At 60.2% G+C, this 17,812-nt stretch carries 16 protein-coding genes and 1 pseudogene; 13 read left to right on the forward strand and 4 right to left on the reverse strand.

The window, feature by feature from the left end; translation table 11 throughout:
* The first annotated feature begins 119 nt into the window (after nucleotides 1–119).
* Nucleotides 120–575 carry a DUF721 domain-containing protein gene (locus CKW14_RS23125; protein ID WP_016983197.1) on the forward strand — a complete coding sequence of 152 codons (456 nt, stop codon included), beginning with the start codon at nucleotides 120–122 and terminating at the stop codon, nucleotides 573–575.
* Between the two features lie 124 nt (nucleotides 576–699).
* On the opposite strand, the gene CKW14_RS23130 is transcribed toward CKW14_RS23125, so the two are convergent.
* Nucleotides 700–2,187, reverse strand: a complete 1,488-nt coding sequence (locus CKW14_RS23130; RefSeq protein WP_095126207.1) for a helicase HerA-like domain-containing protein — start codon at nucleotides 2,185–2,187, stop codon at nucleotides 700–702.
* A gap of 190 nt (nucleotides 2,188–2,377) precedes the next feature.
* Between CKW14_RS23130 and CKW14_RS30565 the strand changes: the two are divergent.
* From CKW14_RS30565 to CKW14_RS23150, 5 genes and pseudogenes are all read left to right on the forward strand, one after another.
* Nucleotides 2,378–3,409: pseudogene (locus tag CKW14_RS30565) on the forward strand (cache domain-containing protein); the annotation flags it as partial.
* A 93-nt stretch (nucleotides 3,410–3,502) separates the two neighbouring features.
* Nucleotides 3,503–4,267 carry a methyl-accepting chemotaxis protein gene (locus CKW14_RS30570; protein WP_371043227.1) on the forward strand — a complete coding sequence of 255 codons (765 nt, stop codon included), beginning with the start codon at nucleotides 3,503–3,505 and terminating at the stop codon, nucleotides 4,265–4,267.
* 391 nt (nucleotides 4,268–4,658) lie between these two features.
* Nucleotides 4,659–5,750, forward strand: coding sequence for a glycosyltransferase family 1 protein (locus CKW14_RS23140; protein ID WP_176471328.1), 1,092 nt, complete (start codon nucleotides 4,659–4,661; stop codon nucleotides 5,748–5,750).
* On the forward strand, nucleotides 5,743–6,519 hold the full coding sequence (locus CKW14_RS23145) for a DUF2334 domain-containing protein (protein ID WP_095126196.1): 777 nt from the start codon (nucleotides 5,743–5,745) through the stop codon (nucleotides 6,517–6,519). The genes CKW14_RS23140 and CKW14_RS23145 overlap by 8 nt, the downstream gene beginning before the upstream one ends.
* Complete coding sequence (locus tag CKW14_RS23150) at nucleotides 6,516–7,511, forward strand: lysylphosphatidylglycerol synthase transmembrane domain-containing protein (protein ID WP_095048226.1); 996 nt, start codon at nucleotides 6,516–6,518, stop codon at nucleotides 7,509–7,511. The genes CKW14_RS23145 and CKW14_RS23150 overlap by 4 nt, the downstream gene beginning before the upstream one ends.
* A 48-nt stretch (nucleotides 7,512–7,559) precedes the next feature.
* Here CKW14_RS23150 and CKW14_RS30020 read toward each other — a convergent pair whose 3' ends face one another.
* On the reverse strand, nucleotides 7,560–7,736 hold the full coding sequence (locus CKW14_RS30020; protein ID WP_176471326.1) for a hypothetical protein: 177 nt from the start codon (nucleotides 7,734–7,736) through the stop codon (nucleotides 7,560–7,562).
* Between the two features lie 84 nt (nucleotides 7,737–7,820).
* Nucleotides 7,821–8,669 carry a formyltetrahydrofolate deformylase gene (purU, locus tag CKW14_RS23155; RefSeq protein ID WP_007912774.1) on the reverse strand — a complete coding sequence of 283 codons (849 nt, stop codon included), beginning with the start codon at nucleotides 8,667–8,669 and terminating at the stop codon, nucleotides 7,821–7,823.
* A gap of 336 nt (nucleotides 8,670–9,005) precedes the next feature.
* Between purU and mvaT the strand changes: the two genes are divergently transcribed.
* Nucleotides 9,006–9,383, forward strand: a complete 378-nt coding sequence (mvaT, locus tag CKW14_RS23160; RefSeq protein ID WP_007912775.1) for a histone-like nucleoid-structuring protein MvaT — start codon at nucleotides 9,006–9,008, stop codon at nucleotides 9,381–9,383.
* 96 nt (nucleotides 9,384–9,479) lie between these two features.
* Here the strand turns inward: mvaT and sbcB are convergent, their stop codons facing one another.
* Entirely contained in the window at nucleotides 9,480–10,910 is a 1,431-nt protein-coding gene (gene sbcB / locus CKW14_RS23165) for an exodeoxyribonuclease I (protein ID WP_095126197.1), read from the reverse strand.
* A gap of 181 nt (nucleotides 10,911–11,091) precedes the next feature.
* Here sbcB and CKW14_RS23170 point away from each other — a divergent pair, with 181 nt between their 5' ends.
* Genes CKW14_RS23170 through CKW14_RS23195 form a run of 6 tightly spaced genes read left to right on the forward strand, consistent with a single transcriptional unit; the run spans nucleotide 11,092 to nucleotide 17,811 of the window.
* The gene (locus tag CKW14_RS23170; RefSeq protein WP_095048228.1) at nucleotides 11,092–11,817 is read left to right on the forward strand and encodes an RDD family protein; all 726 of its coding nucleotides are present in this window, start codon (nucleotides 11,092–11,094) and stop codon (nucleotides 11,815–11,817) included.
* A complete protein-coding gene (locus CKW14_RS23175) occupies nucleotides 11,814–12,791 on the forward strand; it encodes a stage II sporulation protein M (RefSeq protein WP_095048389.1) in 978 nt (325 codons plus the stop codon). Before CKW14_RS23170 ends, CKW14_RS23175 begins: the two co-directional genes overlap by 4 nt.
* Nucleotides 12,778–14,325 carry a DUF4129 domain-containing protein gene (locus CKW14_RS23180; RefSeq protein ID WP_095126198.1) on the forward strand — a complete coding sequence of 516 codons (1,548 nt, stop codon included), beginning with the start codon at nucleotides 12,778–12,780 and terminating at the stop codon, nucleotides 14,323–14,325. Before CKW14_RS23175 ends, CKW14_RS23180 begins: the two co-directional genes overlap by 14 nt.
* A complete protein-coding gene (locus CKW14_RS23185; protein WP_095048230.1) occupies nucleotides 14,322–15,485 on the forward strand; it encodes a DUF4350 domain-containing protein in 1,164 nt (387 codons plus the stop codon). The genes CKW14_RS23180 and CKW14_RS23185 overlap by 4 nt, the downstream gene beginning before the upstream one ends.
* Nucleotides 15,482–16,483: a MoxR family ATPase gene (locus CKW14_RS23190; protein WP_095048231.1), complete on the forward strand. Its 1,002-nt coding sequence runs from the start codon at nucleotides 15,482–15,484 to the stop codon at nucleotides 16,481–16,483. The genes CKW14_RS23185 and CKW14_RS23190 overlap by 4 nt, the downstream gene beginning before the upstream one ends.
* Nucleotides 16,480–17,811 carry a DUF58 domain-containing protein gene (locus CKW14_RS23195; protein ID WP_095126199.1) on the forward strand — a complete coding sequence of 444 codons (1,332 nt, stop codon included), beginning with the start codon at nucleotides 16,480–16,482 and terminating at the stop codon, nucleotides 17,809–17,811. The genes CKW14_RS23190 and CKW14_RS23195 overlap by 4 nt, the downstream gene beginning before the upstream one ends.
* Nucleotide 17,812 lies beyond the last annotated feature (1 nt).

Consider the following 17,812-nt stretch of genomic DNA (forward strand, 5'->3'; position numbering starts at 1 on the left):
AGTCATACAAGGCAGAAGTTAGTCGTTGATTTAATGGGCAAAGCGAGGGCAAAAGCAATGGGCGAGTGATTTCGGCCTTTCTGCTACCATGGCGTTTCTGTTACTTCAGGTGTTCGATCATGGCATTTCGCCCTCTTACGGCCAGAGCACCCGCCGTTCTCCTGCGCGAAGCCAAGCCGCTCAAAGCCATCCTCGGCCATGCCCAACGACTGGGGCATTTGCAGCGTCTGCTCGAAAGCCAACTGCAACCCGCCGCCCGTGAACATTGCCATGTAGCGTCGTGGCGTGAGGGCAGTCTGTTGCTGATTGTCACCGATGGCCATTGGGCCACACGTCTGCGTTATCAGCAAAAACGCTTGCAGAGGCAGCTGCAGATGTTTGATGAGTTCGCCAGTTTGACGCGGATTCTGTTCAAGGTGCAGCCGCCTACAGTGCAGCGCGGGGCGGCCGGGCACACGATGGATTTGTCCACGGATGCGGCGGCTACGATTCAGGCCACAGCGGACGGGATCACTGATCCGAATCTGCGTGCGGCGCTGGAACGCCTTGCGGCGCACGCCAAAGCCAAGACCTGAGCGCTATCCGAACGTGAATAATTATTTAATGTGGGAGCGAGCCTGCTCGCGAAGAGGTTGTGTCAGATAACATTGAAGTTGAATGACACACCGCTTTCGCGAGCAGGCTCACTCCTACATTAGATCAGCGGCGTTTGCTGCCACCGAGTAAAGAGCCCATCAAGCCGCGCACCAATTGCTTACCGAGGTTATTGGCTGCCTGGCGCATCGCCGACTTAAGCGCCTGCCCGGCTGCCGTCCCGAGAAACTCCCCTGCCCTGTCGGCCAGGCTCGGCTCTTCATCTGCTGGCTTACCCGCTGGCACCTCGGCCTCCGGCGCCAGCCCTTTACGCCCCATCAGAATTTCATACGCCGACTCACGATCGATCGGCTTGTCATAGCGCCCCTTGAACGGCGAACCCGCAATCAACAGCGTGCGCTCGGTTTCCGTCAGCGGCCCGATTCGCGACTGCGGTGGCGCCACCAGCCCGCGCTGAACCATTTCCGGCGTGCCTTTCTCGGTCAGCGTGCCGACCAACGCTTCGCCAATCCCCAACTCGGTCAGCACCGACAAACTGTCAAACGCCGGATTCGGCCGGAAGCCGTCCGCCACCGCGCGCAGGGATTTCTGCTCTTTGGCGGTAAAGGCGCGCAAGCCATGCTGAATGCGCAGGCCGAGCTGCGCCAGCACGTCATCGGGCAAGTCCGCCGGCGACTGCGTGACGAAATACACGCCAACCCCTTTGGAACGGATCAAGCGCACCACTTGTTCGAGCCGCTCCTGCAGTGCCTTGGGTGTGTCGCCAAAGAGCAAATGCGCCTCATCGAAAAACAGCGCCAGCAGCGGTTTGTCGGCATCGCCGCGCTCCGGCAACTGCTCGAACAACTCGGCCAGCAACCACAACAGGAACGTCGCGTAGACCTTCGGCGCCTCGTGCACCAGACGGCTGGCATCGAGCAAATGAATGCGCCCGCGACCATCGGCGGTCGGTTGCAGAATGTCTTCAAGTTGCAGTGCCGGTTCGCCGAACAAAGCTTCGGCGCCCTGCTGCTCAAGGATCGCCAGACGGCGTAGCAGCGCCTGACTGGAACCGGTGGTCATCAGCGCCGCGTCTTCACCCAACAGCTGCGGATTGTCCTTGAGGTGATTGAGCAGCGCTTTCAGATCCTTCAAGTCCAGCAGCAACAGGCCTTCGCGATCGGCGACCTTGAAGGCTGCATATAGCGCCGACTGCTGACTGTCGGTCAGTTCCAGCAAGCTGCCGATCAGCAACGGGCCCATTTCGCTCAACGTGGTGCGCAACGGATGACCGGACTCGCCGTGGATGTCCCACAAGGTCACCGGATAGGCCTGCGGCTTGTGCTTGAGCCACGGCATCCCGGCAATGCGCTCGGCCACCTTGCCCTGCGGATTGCCCGCCGCACCGAGGCCACACAGATCACCCTTGATGTCGGCGGCAAATACCGCGACCCCGGCGTCGCTAAACGCCTCGGCCAAACGCTGCAAAGTGACGGTTTTACCGGTACCGGTGGCGCCCGCGACCAGTCCGTGGCGGTTGGCCAGGCGCATGGCCTGAGCGATCTGTTGGCCTGCGAGATCAGCGCCGATTACGAGTTGCGAGGAGTCAGGCATTTTGTCACCCAATGGTTAATCTTTGATTGCGCATGGCCGATAAAGAGGAGTGAGAGACCCCGACCACAAGTCAGGCCGGACATTTCCCTAAGGAGAGACGGAAATATCAGCTTGTTTTCACCCTTGCCCATTTTGCGCGCTTCTATAAAAGCATGCCCTGGACATTAAGACCTTAGCGGAACCCCAAGCCATGAACAAAAATCTGCGCTTCAGCCATAAAATTTTGCTTGCCGCCGCCCTCATCGTCATCGCCGCCTTCGCCTCGTTTACCTTGTACAACGACTGGTTACAGCGCAATGCGATCCGCGATGACCTGAACAACTATCTCAACGAGATGGGCGAGGTCACTGCCGGCAATATCCAGACCTGGCTCAGCGGCCGCATTCTACTGATCGAGAACGCCGCCCAAAACATCGCCATCAACCCCGAGCCCGCCAACGTCGCCAGTCTGCTGGAACAGAAAAGCCTGACCTCGACGTTCATGGCGACCTATCTGGGCGATGCCACCGGGCACTTCACCATCCGTCCGGACACCAAGATGCCCGACGGTTTCGATCCGCGCGTGCGCCCTTGGTACAAAGGTGCCGAGGGCAGCAGCACCTCGACCCTGACCGAACCGTACATCGACGCTGCTACCGGCCAGTTGATCATTTCCATCGCCACTGCCTCGAAAAAGGCCGGCCAGAGCGTGGGTGTGGTTGGCGGCGACCTGAGCCTGCAATCGCTGGTCGACACCCTCGCCGCCCGGGACTTCGACGGCATGGGCTATGTGTTCCTGGTCAGCGCCGACGGCAAGATCCTCGTGCACCCGGACAAGGCCTTGGTGATGAAATCACTGAAAGAAGCCTATCCACAGGACACCCCGCGCATCAGCAGCGACTTCAGCGAAGTCACCGTCGATGGCAAGACCCGCATCGTCACCTTCGCGCCGATCAAAGGCCTGCCGTCGGTGAACTGGTACATCGGCCTGTCGGTGGACAAGGATCAGGCCTTTGCGATGCTCAGCGAATTCCGCACCTCGGCAGTGATCGCGACCGTGATTGCCGTGGCAATCATCATTGCCCTGCTCGGTATGCTGATCCGCCTGCTGATCCAGCCGCTGCACGTGATGACCCGCGCCATGGAAGACATCGCCGATGGCGAAGGCGACCTGACCAAACGCCTGACCATCGTCAATAACGATGAATTTGGCGTGCTCGGTACCGCATTCAACCGTTTCGTCGAGCGTATTCACGGCTCGATCCGCGAAGTGTCGTCGGCCACCGGCCAGGTTAACGAAGTCGCCCTGCGCGTGGTCGCGGCATCGAACTCATCGATGTACAACTCTGACCAACAAGCCTCACGCACCAGCAGTGTCGCCGCGGCGATCAACCAACTCGGCGCCGCGGCGCAGGAAATCGCCCGCAACGCCGCCCAGGCTTCGAATCAGGCCAGCGACGCGCGCGGTCTGGCTGAAGACGGCCAGCAAGTGGTGGATCGCAGCATCAAGGCGATGAATCAACTGTCGAGCATGCTCAGCGCGTCGAGCAGCAACATCGAGTCGCTGAATAGCAAAACCGTGAACATCGGCCAGATTCTCGAAGTGATCACCAGCATTTCCCAACAGACCAACCTCTTGGCGCTCAACGCGGCCATTGAAGCGGCACGTGCCGGTGAAGCCGGCCGGGGCTTTGCCGTGGTGGCGGATGAAGTGCGCAATCTGGCGCACCGCACCCAGGAATCGGCGCAACAGGTGCAGACCATGATCGAGGAACTACAAGTCGGCGCCCGTGAATCGGTGAGCACCATGAGCGACAGCCAGCGTCACAGCCAGGACAGCGTCGAGATTGCCAACCTTGCCGGGGAGCGCTTGAACAGCGTGACCCAGCGCATTGGCGAGATCGACGGGATGAACCAGTCGGTGGCCACCGCGACCGAAGAGCAGACGGCTGTGGTGGAGTCGATCAACGTCGACATCACCGAGATCAACACGCTGAACCAGGAAGGCGTGGAGAACTTGCAGGCGACGTTGCGCGCGTGTTCGGACCTGGAGCAGCAGGCTTCGCGTCTGAAACAACTGGTTGGCAGTTTCCGCATCTGAAGATCAAGAGCCTTACCCCCTCACCCCAGCCCTCTCCCCCAGGGGGGGCGAGGGGGAAAGGGAGCAGATCTTCATGTTCCTCAAAACCTGAGTTCGACTGAAGACTTTCCGGTCGATGCATAAAACCCAAACATCTCGGTCAGTCCCTCTCCCTCAAAATGGTGTGGGGAAAGGGAGCCGATCTTCGTGCTGTTCAAAACCTGAGTTCGACTCAGGTCTCTCAAGTCGGCGTACCTCCAACATCCACCTCGGTCAATCCCCTCTCCCTCTGGGAGAGGGTTAGGGTGAGGGGGCCGCGCAATCCCGACCGAACATCTATTCTTGATAAAGGTCAACCAAGGGAGAACCACGCAACGGAGGGTTGATCACCGTGCATATCGCCGACATCACCATGTTCTACGCCCCGGCCAGCGGCGGCGTGCGTACTTATCTGGATGCCAAACACCGCCGGCTCGGAGTCAAATCCGGTACCCGCCACAGCCTGCTGATTCCCGGTGCGCACTTCGGCGAACACGACGGCGTTTACACGGTTCCCGCCCCCGCCCTGCCTTTCGGCAAAGGCTATCGATTCCCCCTTCGCCTCGCGCCATGGCGAAACGTCCTGCAGGATTTACAGCCCGATCTGATCGAAGTCGGCGACCCTTATCTGACCGCCTGGGCCGCCCTTGATGCGCGACGACAGCTGGATGTGCCGGTAATCGGTTTCTATCACTCGGATCTGCCCTTGCTGATCGGCAATCGCATGGGCCATTGGGTCACACCGAATATCGAGGCGTATGTCACCAGGCTTTACGGCAACTTCGATCGGGTTTTGGCGCCCAGTCAGATCATGGCCGACAAGCTCAGCGGCCTCGGTGTACGCAATGTGTTCGTGCAACCGCTGGGCGTCGACCTGCAAACCTTTCACCCCAAAGCCCGCGACCCGCAACTGCGTGCAGAACTGGGCATCGCCGAAGACACCCGGCTGCTGATTTTTGCCGGACGCGGCTCGAAAGAGAAAAACCTGCCGGTATTGCTCAAATGCATGCAACGCCTCGGCCCGCGCTATCACCTGCTACTGGTCGGTTCGTCGATGCCCACCGCTGTGCCGGAAAACGTCAGTGTGATCGACGAATTCTGCCCCGCGCCACGCGTCGCGCAGTTGATGGCCAGTGCGGATGCCTTGCTGCATGCCGGCGACCAGGAAACCTTCGGCCTGGTGATCCTCGAAGCCATGGCCTGCGGCATTCCCGTGGTGGCCGTGGCCGCCGGAGCTTTCGAAGAGATCGTCACTGATTCCTGCGGCCTCCTGTGCGCACCGAACAACCCGCAAGCGATGGCCAATGCCGTGCGGGAACTGTTCAGTCGCGGCTGTAGCAAACTTGGCACACAGGCGCGCCAGCATGTCGAAACCCGCTATGCGTGGGATACGGTGGTCGACAGTTTGTTGGGCCACTATCACGCCGTACTCGGACATACACTGCCCAAGGTGGCCAATGCTTGAATCGATGAACAACCGCGCCGTGTTGCTGGTGCTGCACGACGTCGCTCCGTCGACGTGGGCGGATTACCAGCCGTTTGTCGAGGCCGTCGACGCCTTGGGCAACGTGCCGATGACGTGGCTGGTCGTTCCGAATTTCCACCGGCACAATGTCCTCGACGATCACCCGGCATTTTGCCGACGGCTCGATGAGCGCGTCGCCCGTGGCGATGAGTTGGCGTTGCATGGTTATTTCCACGATGACCAGGAGCCCGGCCCGACGACGCCGCACGACTGGTTCATGCGCCGCGTTTACACCCATGAGGGGGAGTTTTACCGTTTGTCTCGTGAAACCGCCCTCGCTCGCCTGCGCACCGGCATCGAAGTCTTCCAGCGCCACGACTGGCCACTGCACGGTTTCGTTGCCCCGGCGTGGTTGATGAGCGACGGCACCCGCCAGGCCCTGCGCGAGCTGCCCCTGCGCTACACCAGCGATCCGCAGCATCTGTATCGGTTGCCGGATTTCACCGCGATCGATGCGCCGGGTCTGGTCTGGAGCGCTCGCAGCGCCTGGCGAAGGGGTCTGTCGAAGATTGTCAGCGAGCAGCGTCAACAGCGTTGGCGTCGGGCGTCGGTGATTCGTCTAGGCTTGCATCCCGTGGACATGCGCCACGGCTTTTCCCGTGATTACTGGCTGCACACCCTCGAACGACTACTGAGCGAAGGACGCGTACCGATGACCAAAATCCACTGGCTCGCCCAACAGCGCGGTCAACTGGGAAGCGCCGCATGAGTCGCGGCATTCTCTTGCTGATCGGCCTGCTCGCGGCGGTGCTGATTCCGGTTGTGCTGGGTGGCGGCGACACCTGGGCGCGGCTGCAGAGTTTCCCGTTGCACTGGCTGTTGATCATGTTCGGCATGATCCTGCTTTGCTGGGGCATCAATACCTTGCGTCTGCGCCTGCTACTCGGCGATCAGCGCGAGCGCGTCACGCCGCTGCAAAGCCTTGGTGTAGTGATGGCCGCCGAATTCGCCTACTGCGCGACTCCCGGTGGCAGCGGCGGGCCGTTGACGATCATGGCCCTGTTGGCCCGATCGGGCGTGCGGCCGGCTCGGGGCAGCGCGGTGTTTGCCATGGATCAGCTCAGCGATTTGCTGTTCTTTCTCTGCGCCCTCAGCGGCATTTTGATTTATGCGCTGTTCCAGCACCTCAGCGATCGCCTCGAGTGGTTGCTGATCGTCAGTGCGATTTCGCTGTTCGGCGGTTTATTCAGTTGTGTGCTGGTCGCGCGCTATCACCGCACCTTGATCCGCCTGAGCGGTCGCCTGTTGGCAAGGATGAACGTCAAGGCCAGTACCCGCCGCCGCTGGGCGCGCAAGTTGCTGCATTTTCTCGCGGCGTTTACCGATACGTTGAAGCTGCCCTGGCAAACTTTGATCAAAGTATTCGCCCTGACCTGTGTGCATTGGTTGCTGCGCTACAGCGTGCTGTATCTGGCGCTACGCGGGCTGGGCGCGGACTTGCAGTGGGCGTGGAGTTTTCTGGTGCAGATGCTTTCACTGGGCGCCGGGCAATTCAGCCTGCTGCCGGGCGGCGCGGGGGCGGCGGAGTTGACGTCGGCAGCATTGCTGGCGCCGATGGTGGGGAAATCCACCGCAGCGGCGGCGATTCTGATTTGGCGGGTGGTGACGTATTACTTTTATCTGCTGGTCGGGGGGCCGGTGTTTTTGTTGATGCTGGGCCGACCGCTGTTGAGGAAACTGATGAAGGTGGGGCAGGCTTGATCGTCCGGTCGCGGCCCGAGCCTTTGGCTGCGCCTGCATGATCGCGCTTCAGCCATCGTCTTTGTTGTCGCTGGACTTCTCTTGCAATTGTTCCCACAACTCGGCAGCGCCGGGAAACTCGGTGCCATCCTCCGGGCTCATGTCCTCGGGATCATATCGACTCAAACACCCTTCGCCCAACGTCGCCGGCGCTTTGGAAGTGGCTTTGTCCAGTGGATCGGTCATGGCTTTTCCTCACAGCTGAAATGAAAAAGGGTCTGGACGATTGAACGCCCAGACCCTTGGTTTTTCAAGCCCGTGGGGTTGAGATCAGAACACCACAGTCTTGTTGCCGTGCACCAGTACGCGGTCTTCGAGGTGATAACGCAGGCCACGAGCCAGCACCATTTTCTCGACATCACGACCGAAACGCACCATGTCTTCGATACTGTCACTGTGGCTGACACGCACCACGTCCTGCTCGATGATCGGGCCGGCGTCCAGCTCTTCGGTCACGTAGTGGCAGGTCGCACCGATGAGCTTCACGCCACGCAGCGACGCTTGGTGATACGGCTTGGCACCAACGAACGACGGCAGGAAGCTGTGGTGAATGTTGATGACCTTGTGTGCGTATTCACGGCACATGTCTGGCGGCAGGATCTGCATGTAACGCGCCAGCACTACCACTTCGGCATCGTGCTGTTTGACCAGACGCGACACTTCGTCGAAGGCCGGTTGCTTGTCCTGCGGATTGACCGGGACGTGGTAATAAGGAATGCCGTGCCACTCGACCATGCTGCGCAGGTCGTCGTGGTTGGAAATCACGCAGGAGATTTCGCAGTCCAGTTCATCGCTGTGCCAGCGGTGCAGCAAGTCCGCGAGGCAGTGCGATTCGCGGCTGGCCATCAGCACAACGCGTTTTTTCTGCTCGGTGTCGGTGATGCGCCAGTCCATCGAGAACTCTTCGGCGATCGGCGCAAACTTCTCGCGCAGCACTTCAATACCGAAAGGCAGCGAATCGGCACGAATTTCGTGACGCATGAAGAACCAGCCCACCTGGTTGTCCGAGTGGTGGCTCGCTTCGGTGATCCAGCCGTTGTGGGCTGCCAGAAAATTACTGACTTTGGCAACAATGCCAACGCGGTCCGGGCAAGATATCACCAGCCGAAAAGTGCGCATGAGGGGGAAACTCCAGAACTTCGCAAAGGCCGCCATTCTAGCGGCTGCGCAGGAAAACTGCAGTATTGATCAGCAGCGGGAGGCGCCAGGCTCAGTGCTACGGATTCTTGATGAGTAACCGACAGACTGGTACTGATCCTGCGGGATCGCTTGATCAGACAACTGTGAATATCTGTGATGACTCGATCACACTATTTAACTGAATATTCAATAGAGAGCAGTTTCTCGTAACTAATTTAAATAAAAACCCTGGTTAAATGTTTACTTGATGAAACAGCCTGACTATTATTGCGGCACTGTCCCCCTGCCACCCCGCACTCTACTAAGGTAGTAATCATGTCCTTGATCAACGAATATCGCGCCACCGAAGAAGCCATCAAAGAGCTGCAAGCCCGTTTGAAGAACCTGTCCCAAGACGACAAACTGCAAGCCGAGCTGGAATTCGAAGGCAAACTGCGCACCCTGATGGGCGAATACTCCAAATCCCTGCGTGACATCATCGCGCTGCTGGATCCGGAAGCTAAAACCAAAGCAGTACGCGGCGGCGCAGTAAAAACTACCGGCACCAAGCGTGCTCGCAAAGTTAAACAATACAAAAACCCGCACAACGGCGAAGTCATCGAAACCAAAGGTGGCAACCACAAAACTCTGAAAGAGTGGAAAGCCAAGTGGGGCGGTGACGTGGTTGAAGGCTGGGCTACCCTGCTGGGCTAAGCCGCAACGTCTTCGCAGAGCGATCCGCGAAAAACAAACGCCAGCGAATGCTGGCGTTTTTTTATGCCAGGGATTTAAGCCCGGTCATGTTCGAATTCAAAGATTCAAACGTTTGCGCAATGCCTGGACATAATTCTGCCATTCATTGAGCACCTCACTCTGCATCGGCGTGGCATTAATCGACCATTGCTCGGCCGCCTCGGTAAAAGATTTCAAGGTATTCGGTGCGCCGCACTCAGGCGTGGACAAACGCTGCTGACAAAATATTCTCCAGCGTTCTTGCTCTTCGAAATTCAACGTCTCGGGAAAGTTGCGTGCGCGATATCGAAAGAGTAATTCAGGCAAACGTTCGTCATCGAAAGGCCATTGCTCTTGCGCTAGTTGTGCCGGGTCAGCGCTCCTCACTTGCTCACATAGACGTCGGTCACGGTCACCGATAAATCCGTCGTACAACTGTTGTTCCGGATCCTCGCTCGGAATGAAATCTTCGCTGACATAAATCTCTGCAACTTTATCTTTCCAAACTTGCTGTGCGTCAGTTAGCCGCAGTGCTCGCTGTTGATAAAGCGCCATGTCCAGCCCCAGACGTTGCTGATCCTGCGCGCGCAAAACCGCAAGCGGCGCCACCACCGGACAACGGTTGATGTGAATCAGCTTGAGCGGCACCGGCAATTCGCCTTCCAGCAAATCATCACGACGCGTGTACAAACGCTGGCGCAGGGTCTGCGCGTCCAGATCGAGCAACCCCTGCGGGTCGAGGTGCAGATCGCAGACGATCAAGGCGTTACGGTTTTTTGGATGCCAGGCTAATGGCAGCACCACACCGACATAACTGCGCGCGGCCGAGAAACGCCCGGAAATATGCACCAGTGGCTGCAGCAGACGAATCTGATCCATGACCTTTTGCTTGCTACGCAACTGGAACAGCCAGTCATAGAGTTTTGGCTGTTTCTCGCGGATCAACCGTGCCAGTGCAATGGTCGCGCGCACATCCGACAACGCTTCGTGGGCATGCCCGTGATCGATATTGTTCGCGGCGGTCAGGCGTTCTAGCTTGAGCGTCACCCGACCTTCGTCATCGGTCGGCCAGACCAGGCCGTCAGGACGCAGCGCATAAGCAGCGCGCACCACATCGATCAGATCCCAGCGACTGTTACCGCCCTGCCACTCCCGGGCGTACGGGTCGAAAAAGTTGCGATACAGGCTGTAACGGGTCATCTCGTCGTCGAAACGCAGGGTGTTGTAACCCGCGCCACAGGTGCCGGGGGCCGCCAGTTGGGCATGCACCCGCGTCATGAAATCAGCCTCGCTCAAGCCTTTTTCGGCCAACTGGCTCGGGGTGATGCCGGTAATCGCGCAGGCCGCCGGATGCGGCAGGATGTCTTCGCTGGGCTGACAATAGAGGTTGACCGGCTCGTCGATCTCGTTGAGCGCATGGTCGGTGCGAATTCCGGCCACTTGCAGTGGGCGGTCGTTTCGCGGATTGATGCCAGTGGTTTCGTAGTCGTACCAGAAGATTGAAGTCACGGGCGGTTCCTGAACAGAAGATCGGCAAAGTCTAGGCGCTCGACCGCGCTCGCGGCCAGCCTCGTGTCATTCAAACACTTCGTACTTCACGATGTGCAATACATAGTTATGTCGTTTTCCCCCGAGAGGCTGCTAGCATCGACCTCACTTGCACCCCGAACAGGCGAACACCAGGTAGCCCATGCTCGAGACCACAGCACCGCCAAGGAAAGCACCGCTGGCCCCGCCGCTGGATACGCGGCATCAGGTCGAAACGCCGGAAGGCATCGACCTGCCGTTGCGTCCCGCCGGGTTAATGGTGCGTGCCGTAGCCTTTGCGATCGATCTGGCCCTGCGCGGCGTGATCATGGGGGTGCTGTTCATCGCCCTGGCGTTTCTCGGCAAGCTCGGCATGGGCCTCGGCTCGCTACTGCTGTTTGCGATCAGCTGGTGGTACATGGTGCTGTTCGAAGTGCTGCGTCAGGGCCGCTCGCCGGGTAAACAATGGATGGGCCTGCGCGTGGTGCACGATGACGGCACCCCGGTTGGCTGGTCGGCCTCACTGCTGCGCAACCTGCTGCGTTTTGTCGATCTGCTGCCCTTCGGCTACTTCCTCGGCACCCTCAGTTGCCTGCAACACCCGACCTTCAAACGCCTTGGCGACATCGCCGCCGGCACATTGGTGGTCTACAGCGAACGCCCGCTCAGTCGTCCGCAACTGCCTGATGCCGAACCTCGACGCTCACCAGTGCCCCTGACACTCGCCGAACAACGCGCCGTGCTGGGCTTTGCCGAACGCCAAGAAGAACTGTCGCCAGCACGGGTCAATGAACTGGCGGCCCTGCTCGCCCAGCCATTGCACATTTCTGCGCCCAAGGCTGTGGCTGAACTCAATGGCATCGCTCGCGGTTTGTTGGGCCCGACATGAAGCAAAGTCTTTTCGAAACGCGGCACAAGGCCGAATGGGAGCGTTTTGCGCTAGCCCTTGAACGCCTTGAGCGCGGCAAGGAGACCTCGCAAGTCGCCGGTTTCCCCAAAGCCTACCGCCGGCTTTGCCAGCATCTGGCGTTGGCGCAGGAACGCGGCTACAGCAGCTTCCTCATTGATTCGCTGCAACAACAAGTACTGCGCGGCCATCAACAGCTGTACCGTCACCGCAGTCGACTCGGCGCCAATCTGCTGAGTTTCATCCTCGCCGACTTCCCCCGCCTGGTTCGTGCCGAATGGCCCTTTGTGCTGGTCGCCAGCCTGCTGTTCTTCGGCAGTCTGATCGGCGTCGGCGTGTTGGTGTATTTCTTTCCCGAACTGGTCTACAACCTGCTCCCCGCCGATCAGGTGCGCGAGATGCAAGGCATGTACGACCCGGTCGCCGGACACCTCGGGCGCCCCGCCGAACGTGCGGCCAGCGAGGACTGGGTGATGTTCGGTTACTACGTGATGCACAACATCGGCATTGCCTTTCAGACTTTCGCCAGTGGCTTGTTGCTAGGCGTCGGCAGTGCGTTCTTTCTCTTTTACAACGGCATGGTCATCGGTGCGGTGGCCGGGCACCTCAGCGAGATCGGTTTCGGCCAGACCTTCTGGTCATTCGTCATCGCCCATGGCGCCTTCGAACTCAGTGCCATCGCCCTCGCCGGGGCCGCCGGCCTGGAACTCGGCTGGGCGTTGATCGCGCCCGGGCGGCTGACCCGCAGCGAAGCGCTGAAACGCGCCGCACGCAAAAGCGTGTTGCTGGTCTGCGGCGTGATGTTGTTCCTGTTGATTGCCGCGTTTATCGAAGCTTATTGGTCGTCGAAAACCAGCGTCACACCACTGACCAAGTATCTGGTCGGCGCCGCGCTTTGGGCTCTGGTCGCGGTCTATCTGTTGTTCGCCGGAAGGACCCGCCATGCGCCTGAGTGACGCCACCGTGGTGATCCGCCCGCGCACGACCTGGGAAGCCATGGACCTGGGCGTGCTGATGAGCCAGCAACATCGGCGTCTGCTGATGACCAGTTGGGCGATTGTCACCCTGCCGCTGTTCGCCTTGCTGAGTCTGTTGCTGTGGGATTCGCCGTCACTGGCGGTGTTTATCTTCTGGTGGCTGAAACCGGCTTATGAACGCCTGCCGCTGTACATCCTGTCGAAAGCGCTGTTTGGCGAAACGCCGACACTCAAGCAAGCCCTGCGCGAATGGCCGCGCCTGCTCAAACCGCAATTGCTGGCCAGCCTGACCTGGCGCCGTCTGAGTTTCAGCCGCAGCTTTCTGCTGCCGGTGGTGCAACTCGAAAGCCTCGATGGCAGCGCCCGACAACAACGCCTGCACGTGCTCCTGCAACGCAACGCCGGTGCCGCGCAGTGGTTGACCATCATCGGCGTGCACCTGGAAACCGCGTTGTGGATCGGCCTGATGGTGCTGTTCTACATGCTGCTGCCGCAGCAAATCGAAACGGACTGGAGCTGGCAGTCGCTGATACTCGCGGCGGATCAAGACTGGCGCTGGCTCGAACACCTGACCAATGCCTTCTACGCACTGGTGCTGGTGGTGTGGGAGCCGATCTATGTCGCCTGCGGCTTCAGTCTTTATCTGAACCGGCGCACACAACTGGAAGCCTGGGATATCGAACTGGTGTTTCGCCGCTTGCGACAGCGCCTGAACAACGGTGTATTGGGAGTGCTGCTGGCGGTCTTTCTGGTGCTGCCGAATGTGCCTTCGGCGTGGGCGGCAGAGCCGGATGACAGTCCACAGGCACCGCGACTGTTGAATCAGCCTCTGACCAGTCAGGCCTCACGGGACAGCATCAAGGCACTGCTTGAGCAACCGCCGTTCAAGAACAAGGAATCCGTCACCCGCTATCGCTTTAGCGACGATCCGGCGAAACCTGCCACAGCGCAAAAACCCGGTGAAGCACCGCAGTGGCTGAAAACCCTGCTGGATTGGCTCGACGGGCAACACTTCAATGTGCTGGCGAAGATCATTGAAGTGTTGCTTTGGGGCACGGTGATTGCTGCGTTCGGCTGGCTGATCTGGCGTTATCGCGACTATCTCCAAGCGTTCGTCAGCCGCCGCCCGAGACTGCTTGCCAAACCGAAACGCGCGGTGCCGCAACAAGCCTTCGGTCTGGACTTGAACCGCGACACCTTGCCTGGCGACATTGCAGGCAGCGCCGAACACCTCTGGCAAAGCCAACCCCGTGCAGCGCTGGGCCTGCTGTATCGAGGGCTGCTCAGCCATCTGCTCCACGACTTCGATATGACCCTGAAACCCGCTGACACCGAACTTCAGGTGCTCGCGCACGTTGAACAATTGCAACGCCCGGAACTGCTCGCCTTCAGCCGCAGCCTAACCACCCATTGGCAGAACATGGCCTATGGGCATCGCGCCCCGGCAGCCTCCCTGAAGCAGGAGCTGTGCGATGGCTGGCGCGCCTTGTTTGGTCCCGGAGCCGCCCGTTGAATCGCCGGACACTGTGGTGGGTGGCTGCGTTGATAGCCCTGTTAATCGGCACGCTGAGCGTGTTCCTCTACCTCAACGCCACGCCTTATCAGGAAGAAGTCGATCACGGCCCCTCGCCCGCCGCGCAAGCCAATCCGTATCTGGCCGCCGAGCTGTTTTTACGTGAACGCGGGCTCAACGTCAGCCATGCCGAAAGCCTCGCGGCACTCCCCGATATCGACCCGCGCCGCCACACGTTGCTGTTGTTCAACGACCGCTCACACATGACCCCGCGTCAGGTTGACCAAGTGTTGAACTGGACCCGGGCCGGTGGGCGACTGGTGTTCGTCGCCGAGTCGCTGTGGGATGAGCAGAGCAAACAAAGCAACGATCTGTTGCTCGATCGCGTGCAACTGCATCAATCCCTGAGCAAGGATCTGAAAGACTTACCCGCAGACGCTGAACCAGAGCGCTTCCCGCAACTGACCAGACTCTATCTGGAAGACGAAGACGCACCGGCCTACGCTGGCTTCGACACCGACTTCCACCTCGACGACCCGAAGAATCTGGCGCAAGCGTGGGCCAACAGCGCCAAGGCCACGCACATGATGCAGCTGCCCTACAGCCTGGGCACGATCACCGTGGTCACCGACGCCGAGTTGTGGAAGAACAAGACCATCAGCCAATACGACAACGCCTGGCTGCTCTGGTATTTGAGCGCCGACACCGACGTCACGTTGATCTACAACACCGAGCACGATGGCCTGCTGACCTTGCTCTGGCGCTACTTCCCGCAAGCCATTGTCGCTTTGCTCGCGTTGATCGGCCTTTGGCTCTGGCACGTCGGCGTGCGTCACGGCCCACTGCAACTACCCGCCCCGAGTGGACGCCGACAATTGCAGGAACACCTGCGCGCCAGCGCCGATTTCCTGTTGCGCCACAACGGCCAGCAGGCGTTGCTGCAAGCACTGCAACAGGACGTTCTGCGCCGTGCCCGTCGCCGTCACCCCGGCTTTGACCAATTAAACGTTGCCGAACAATGGCTGGCTTTGTCGCGTCTGACCCGACAACCCACCCGCGCCATCAGCCAGGCCCTGAGCCCGGTGCCGGATCGGCGCATGTCCAGCGCCGATTTCTGCCGCCAGGTCGCCCACCTGCAAACTTTGAGGAACACGCTATGACTGAACAGATCGAGCCCGGCAGCGCCAGCCACGCCGCCCAGCAACGCCAGCGTGCCAGCCAGTTGGCGCAAGCAGTACGTGGCGAATTGCAAAAAGCGTTGATCGGCCAGAACCAGGTGATCGATGACGTGCTGACGGCGCTTATCGCCGGCGGTCATGTGCTGCTCGAAGGTGTGCCGGGATTGGGCAAAACCCTGCTGGTGCGGGCGTTGGCCCGTTGTTTCGGCGGCGAGTTTGCGCGGATTCAATTCACCCCGGATCTGATGCCCAGCGACGTCACCGGCCATGCCGTGTACGACCTGCAAACCGAGCAGTTCAAGCTGCGCAAAGGCCCGTTGTTCACCAATCTGCTGCTGGCCGACGAGATCAACCGCGCCCCGGCAAAAACCCAGGCTGCCTTGCTCGAGGCGATGCAAGAGCGTCAGGTCACACTCGAAGGTCGTGCCCTGCCCATCGCGCAACCGTTCATGGTTCTCGCAACGCAAAACCCGATCGAACAGGAAGGCACTTATCCCCTGCCGGAAGCCGAACTCGACCGGTTCATGCTCAAGGTGCGCATGGACTACCCCGACGCCGATCAGGAGCTGAACATGGTGCGCCAGGTCTGCCGCTCGACCCGCGCCGACATGCTCGATGTGCAACCGCTGCGCACCGTGTTGCAAGCCAAGGATGTGCAAGCCCTGCAACGGATTGCCAGTGATTTGCCACTGGACGATCAGGTTCTCGATTACGCCGTGCGCCTGGCGCGCGCCACGCGCACCTGGCCGGGGCTGACCCTGGGCGCCGGGCCGCGCGCCTCGATTGCTCTGGTGCGTTGCGCCCGTGCCCGCGCCTTGTTGCGTGGCGGCGAGTTCGTGATTCCCGACGACATCAAGGGCTGCGCGCTGGCCGTGCTGCGCCATCGCGTACGCATCGCGCCGGAGCTGGACATCGAAGGCCTGCAGGTCGATCAGGTGCTCGCACAATTACTCGACCAAGTTCCGGCGCCGCGCCTGTGAAACCCTCGCGCCTGCTGTTGATCTGGCTGGCCTTCCTGCTGCTCATCGGCATTGTGCTGGGCACGTTGCGCGCACTGGAGATCGATATCCCGGCGAGCCTGATATCGATCAACTGGGGATTGCTGCTCGCGCTGCTGGCTCTGGCGGCGCTGGATGCGTTGCGTCTGCACCGTTTGCCAACACCGCGCATCACTCGGCAGATGCCCGGCAGCCTGGCACTCGGCCGTTGGAGTGAGGTGCGCCTGGAAATCGAACACGACTTCAGCGAGCCGATGCACATTCAACTCTTCGACCATCCGCCAGAAGGCCTGAGCTTCGAAAACCTGCCGTTGTCGATTGAATTGCAACCCGGCCAGCGCAGCCTGCTCGGCTACCGTCTGCGCCCGCTCAAACGCGGTCATTTCAACTTCACCCAGTGCGAAATCAACCTGCCCAGCCCCTTGGGATTATGGTCAGGCAAACGCTTGCTCAGGGTCAGCGACCAGACCCGCGTCTACCCCGACTTCGCCCGGCTCTACGGCGGTGAGTTGCTGGCGGTGGACAATTGGCTCAGCCAGCTCGGCGTGCGCCAACGGCAACGGCGCGGTCAGGGCCTGGAATTCCATCAACTGCGCGAATTCCGTGAAGGCGACAGCCTGCGCCAGATCGACTGGAAAGCCACCGCACGCCAACGCTCACCGATTGCCCGTGAATATCAGGACGAGCGCGATCAGCAGATTATCCTCATGCTCGACTGTGGCCGACGCATGCGCAGCCAGGACGATGAACTGTCGCACTTCGACCACGCGCTCAATGCCTGCCTGTTGCTCAGTTATGTAGCCTTGCGTCAGGGCGATGCGGTGGGTTTGAGTACCTTCGCTAGCGAACACCCACGCCATCTCGCGCCGGTCAAAGGCAGCGCACAACTGAATGTACTGCTGAACACGGTTTATGACCTCGACAGCACGCAGCGCCCTGCCGATTATCAGGCCGCCGCCAATCAACTGCTGACGCGACAGAAGCGCCGGGCCTTGGTGGTGCTGGTAACCAACCTGCGCGATGAGGACGATGAGGAACTGCTGAGCGCGGTCAAACGCCTGAGCGCACAACATCGGGTACTGGTCGCCAGCCTGCGCGAAGAGACGCTGGATACGTTACGCCAGACCACGGTGCAAACGCTGCCCGAAGCGCTGGCTTACTGCGGCACGGTGAGTTACCTGAATGAGCGGGCAGAACTCCATGAGCGGTTGAGTGCTCATGGCGTTCCGGTGGTGGATGTCCGGCCCGCCGAGTTGGGGGCCGAACTGGTGACGCAGTATCTCAGTTGGAAACGCAGTGCCGCGCTTTGAA

It is taken from the genome of Pseudomonas sp. Irchel s3a12 (assembly GCF_900187485.1).
Taxonomy (GTDB): domain Bacteria; phylum Pseudomonadota; class Gammaproteobacteria; order Pseudomonadales; family Pseudomonadaceae; genus Aquipseudomonas; species Aquipseudomonas neuropathica.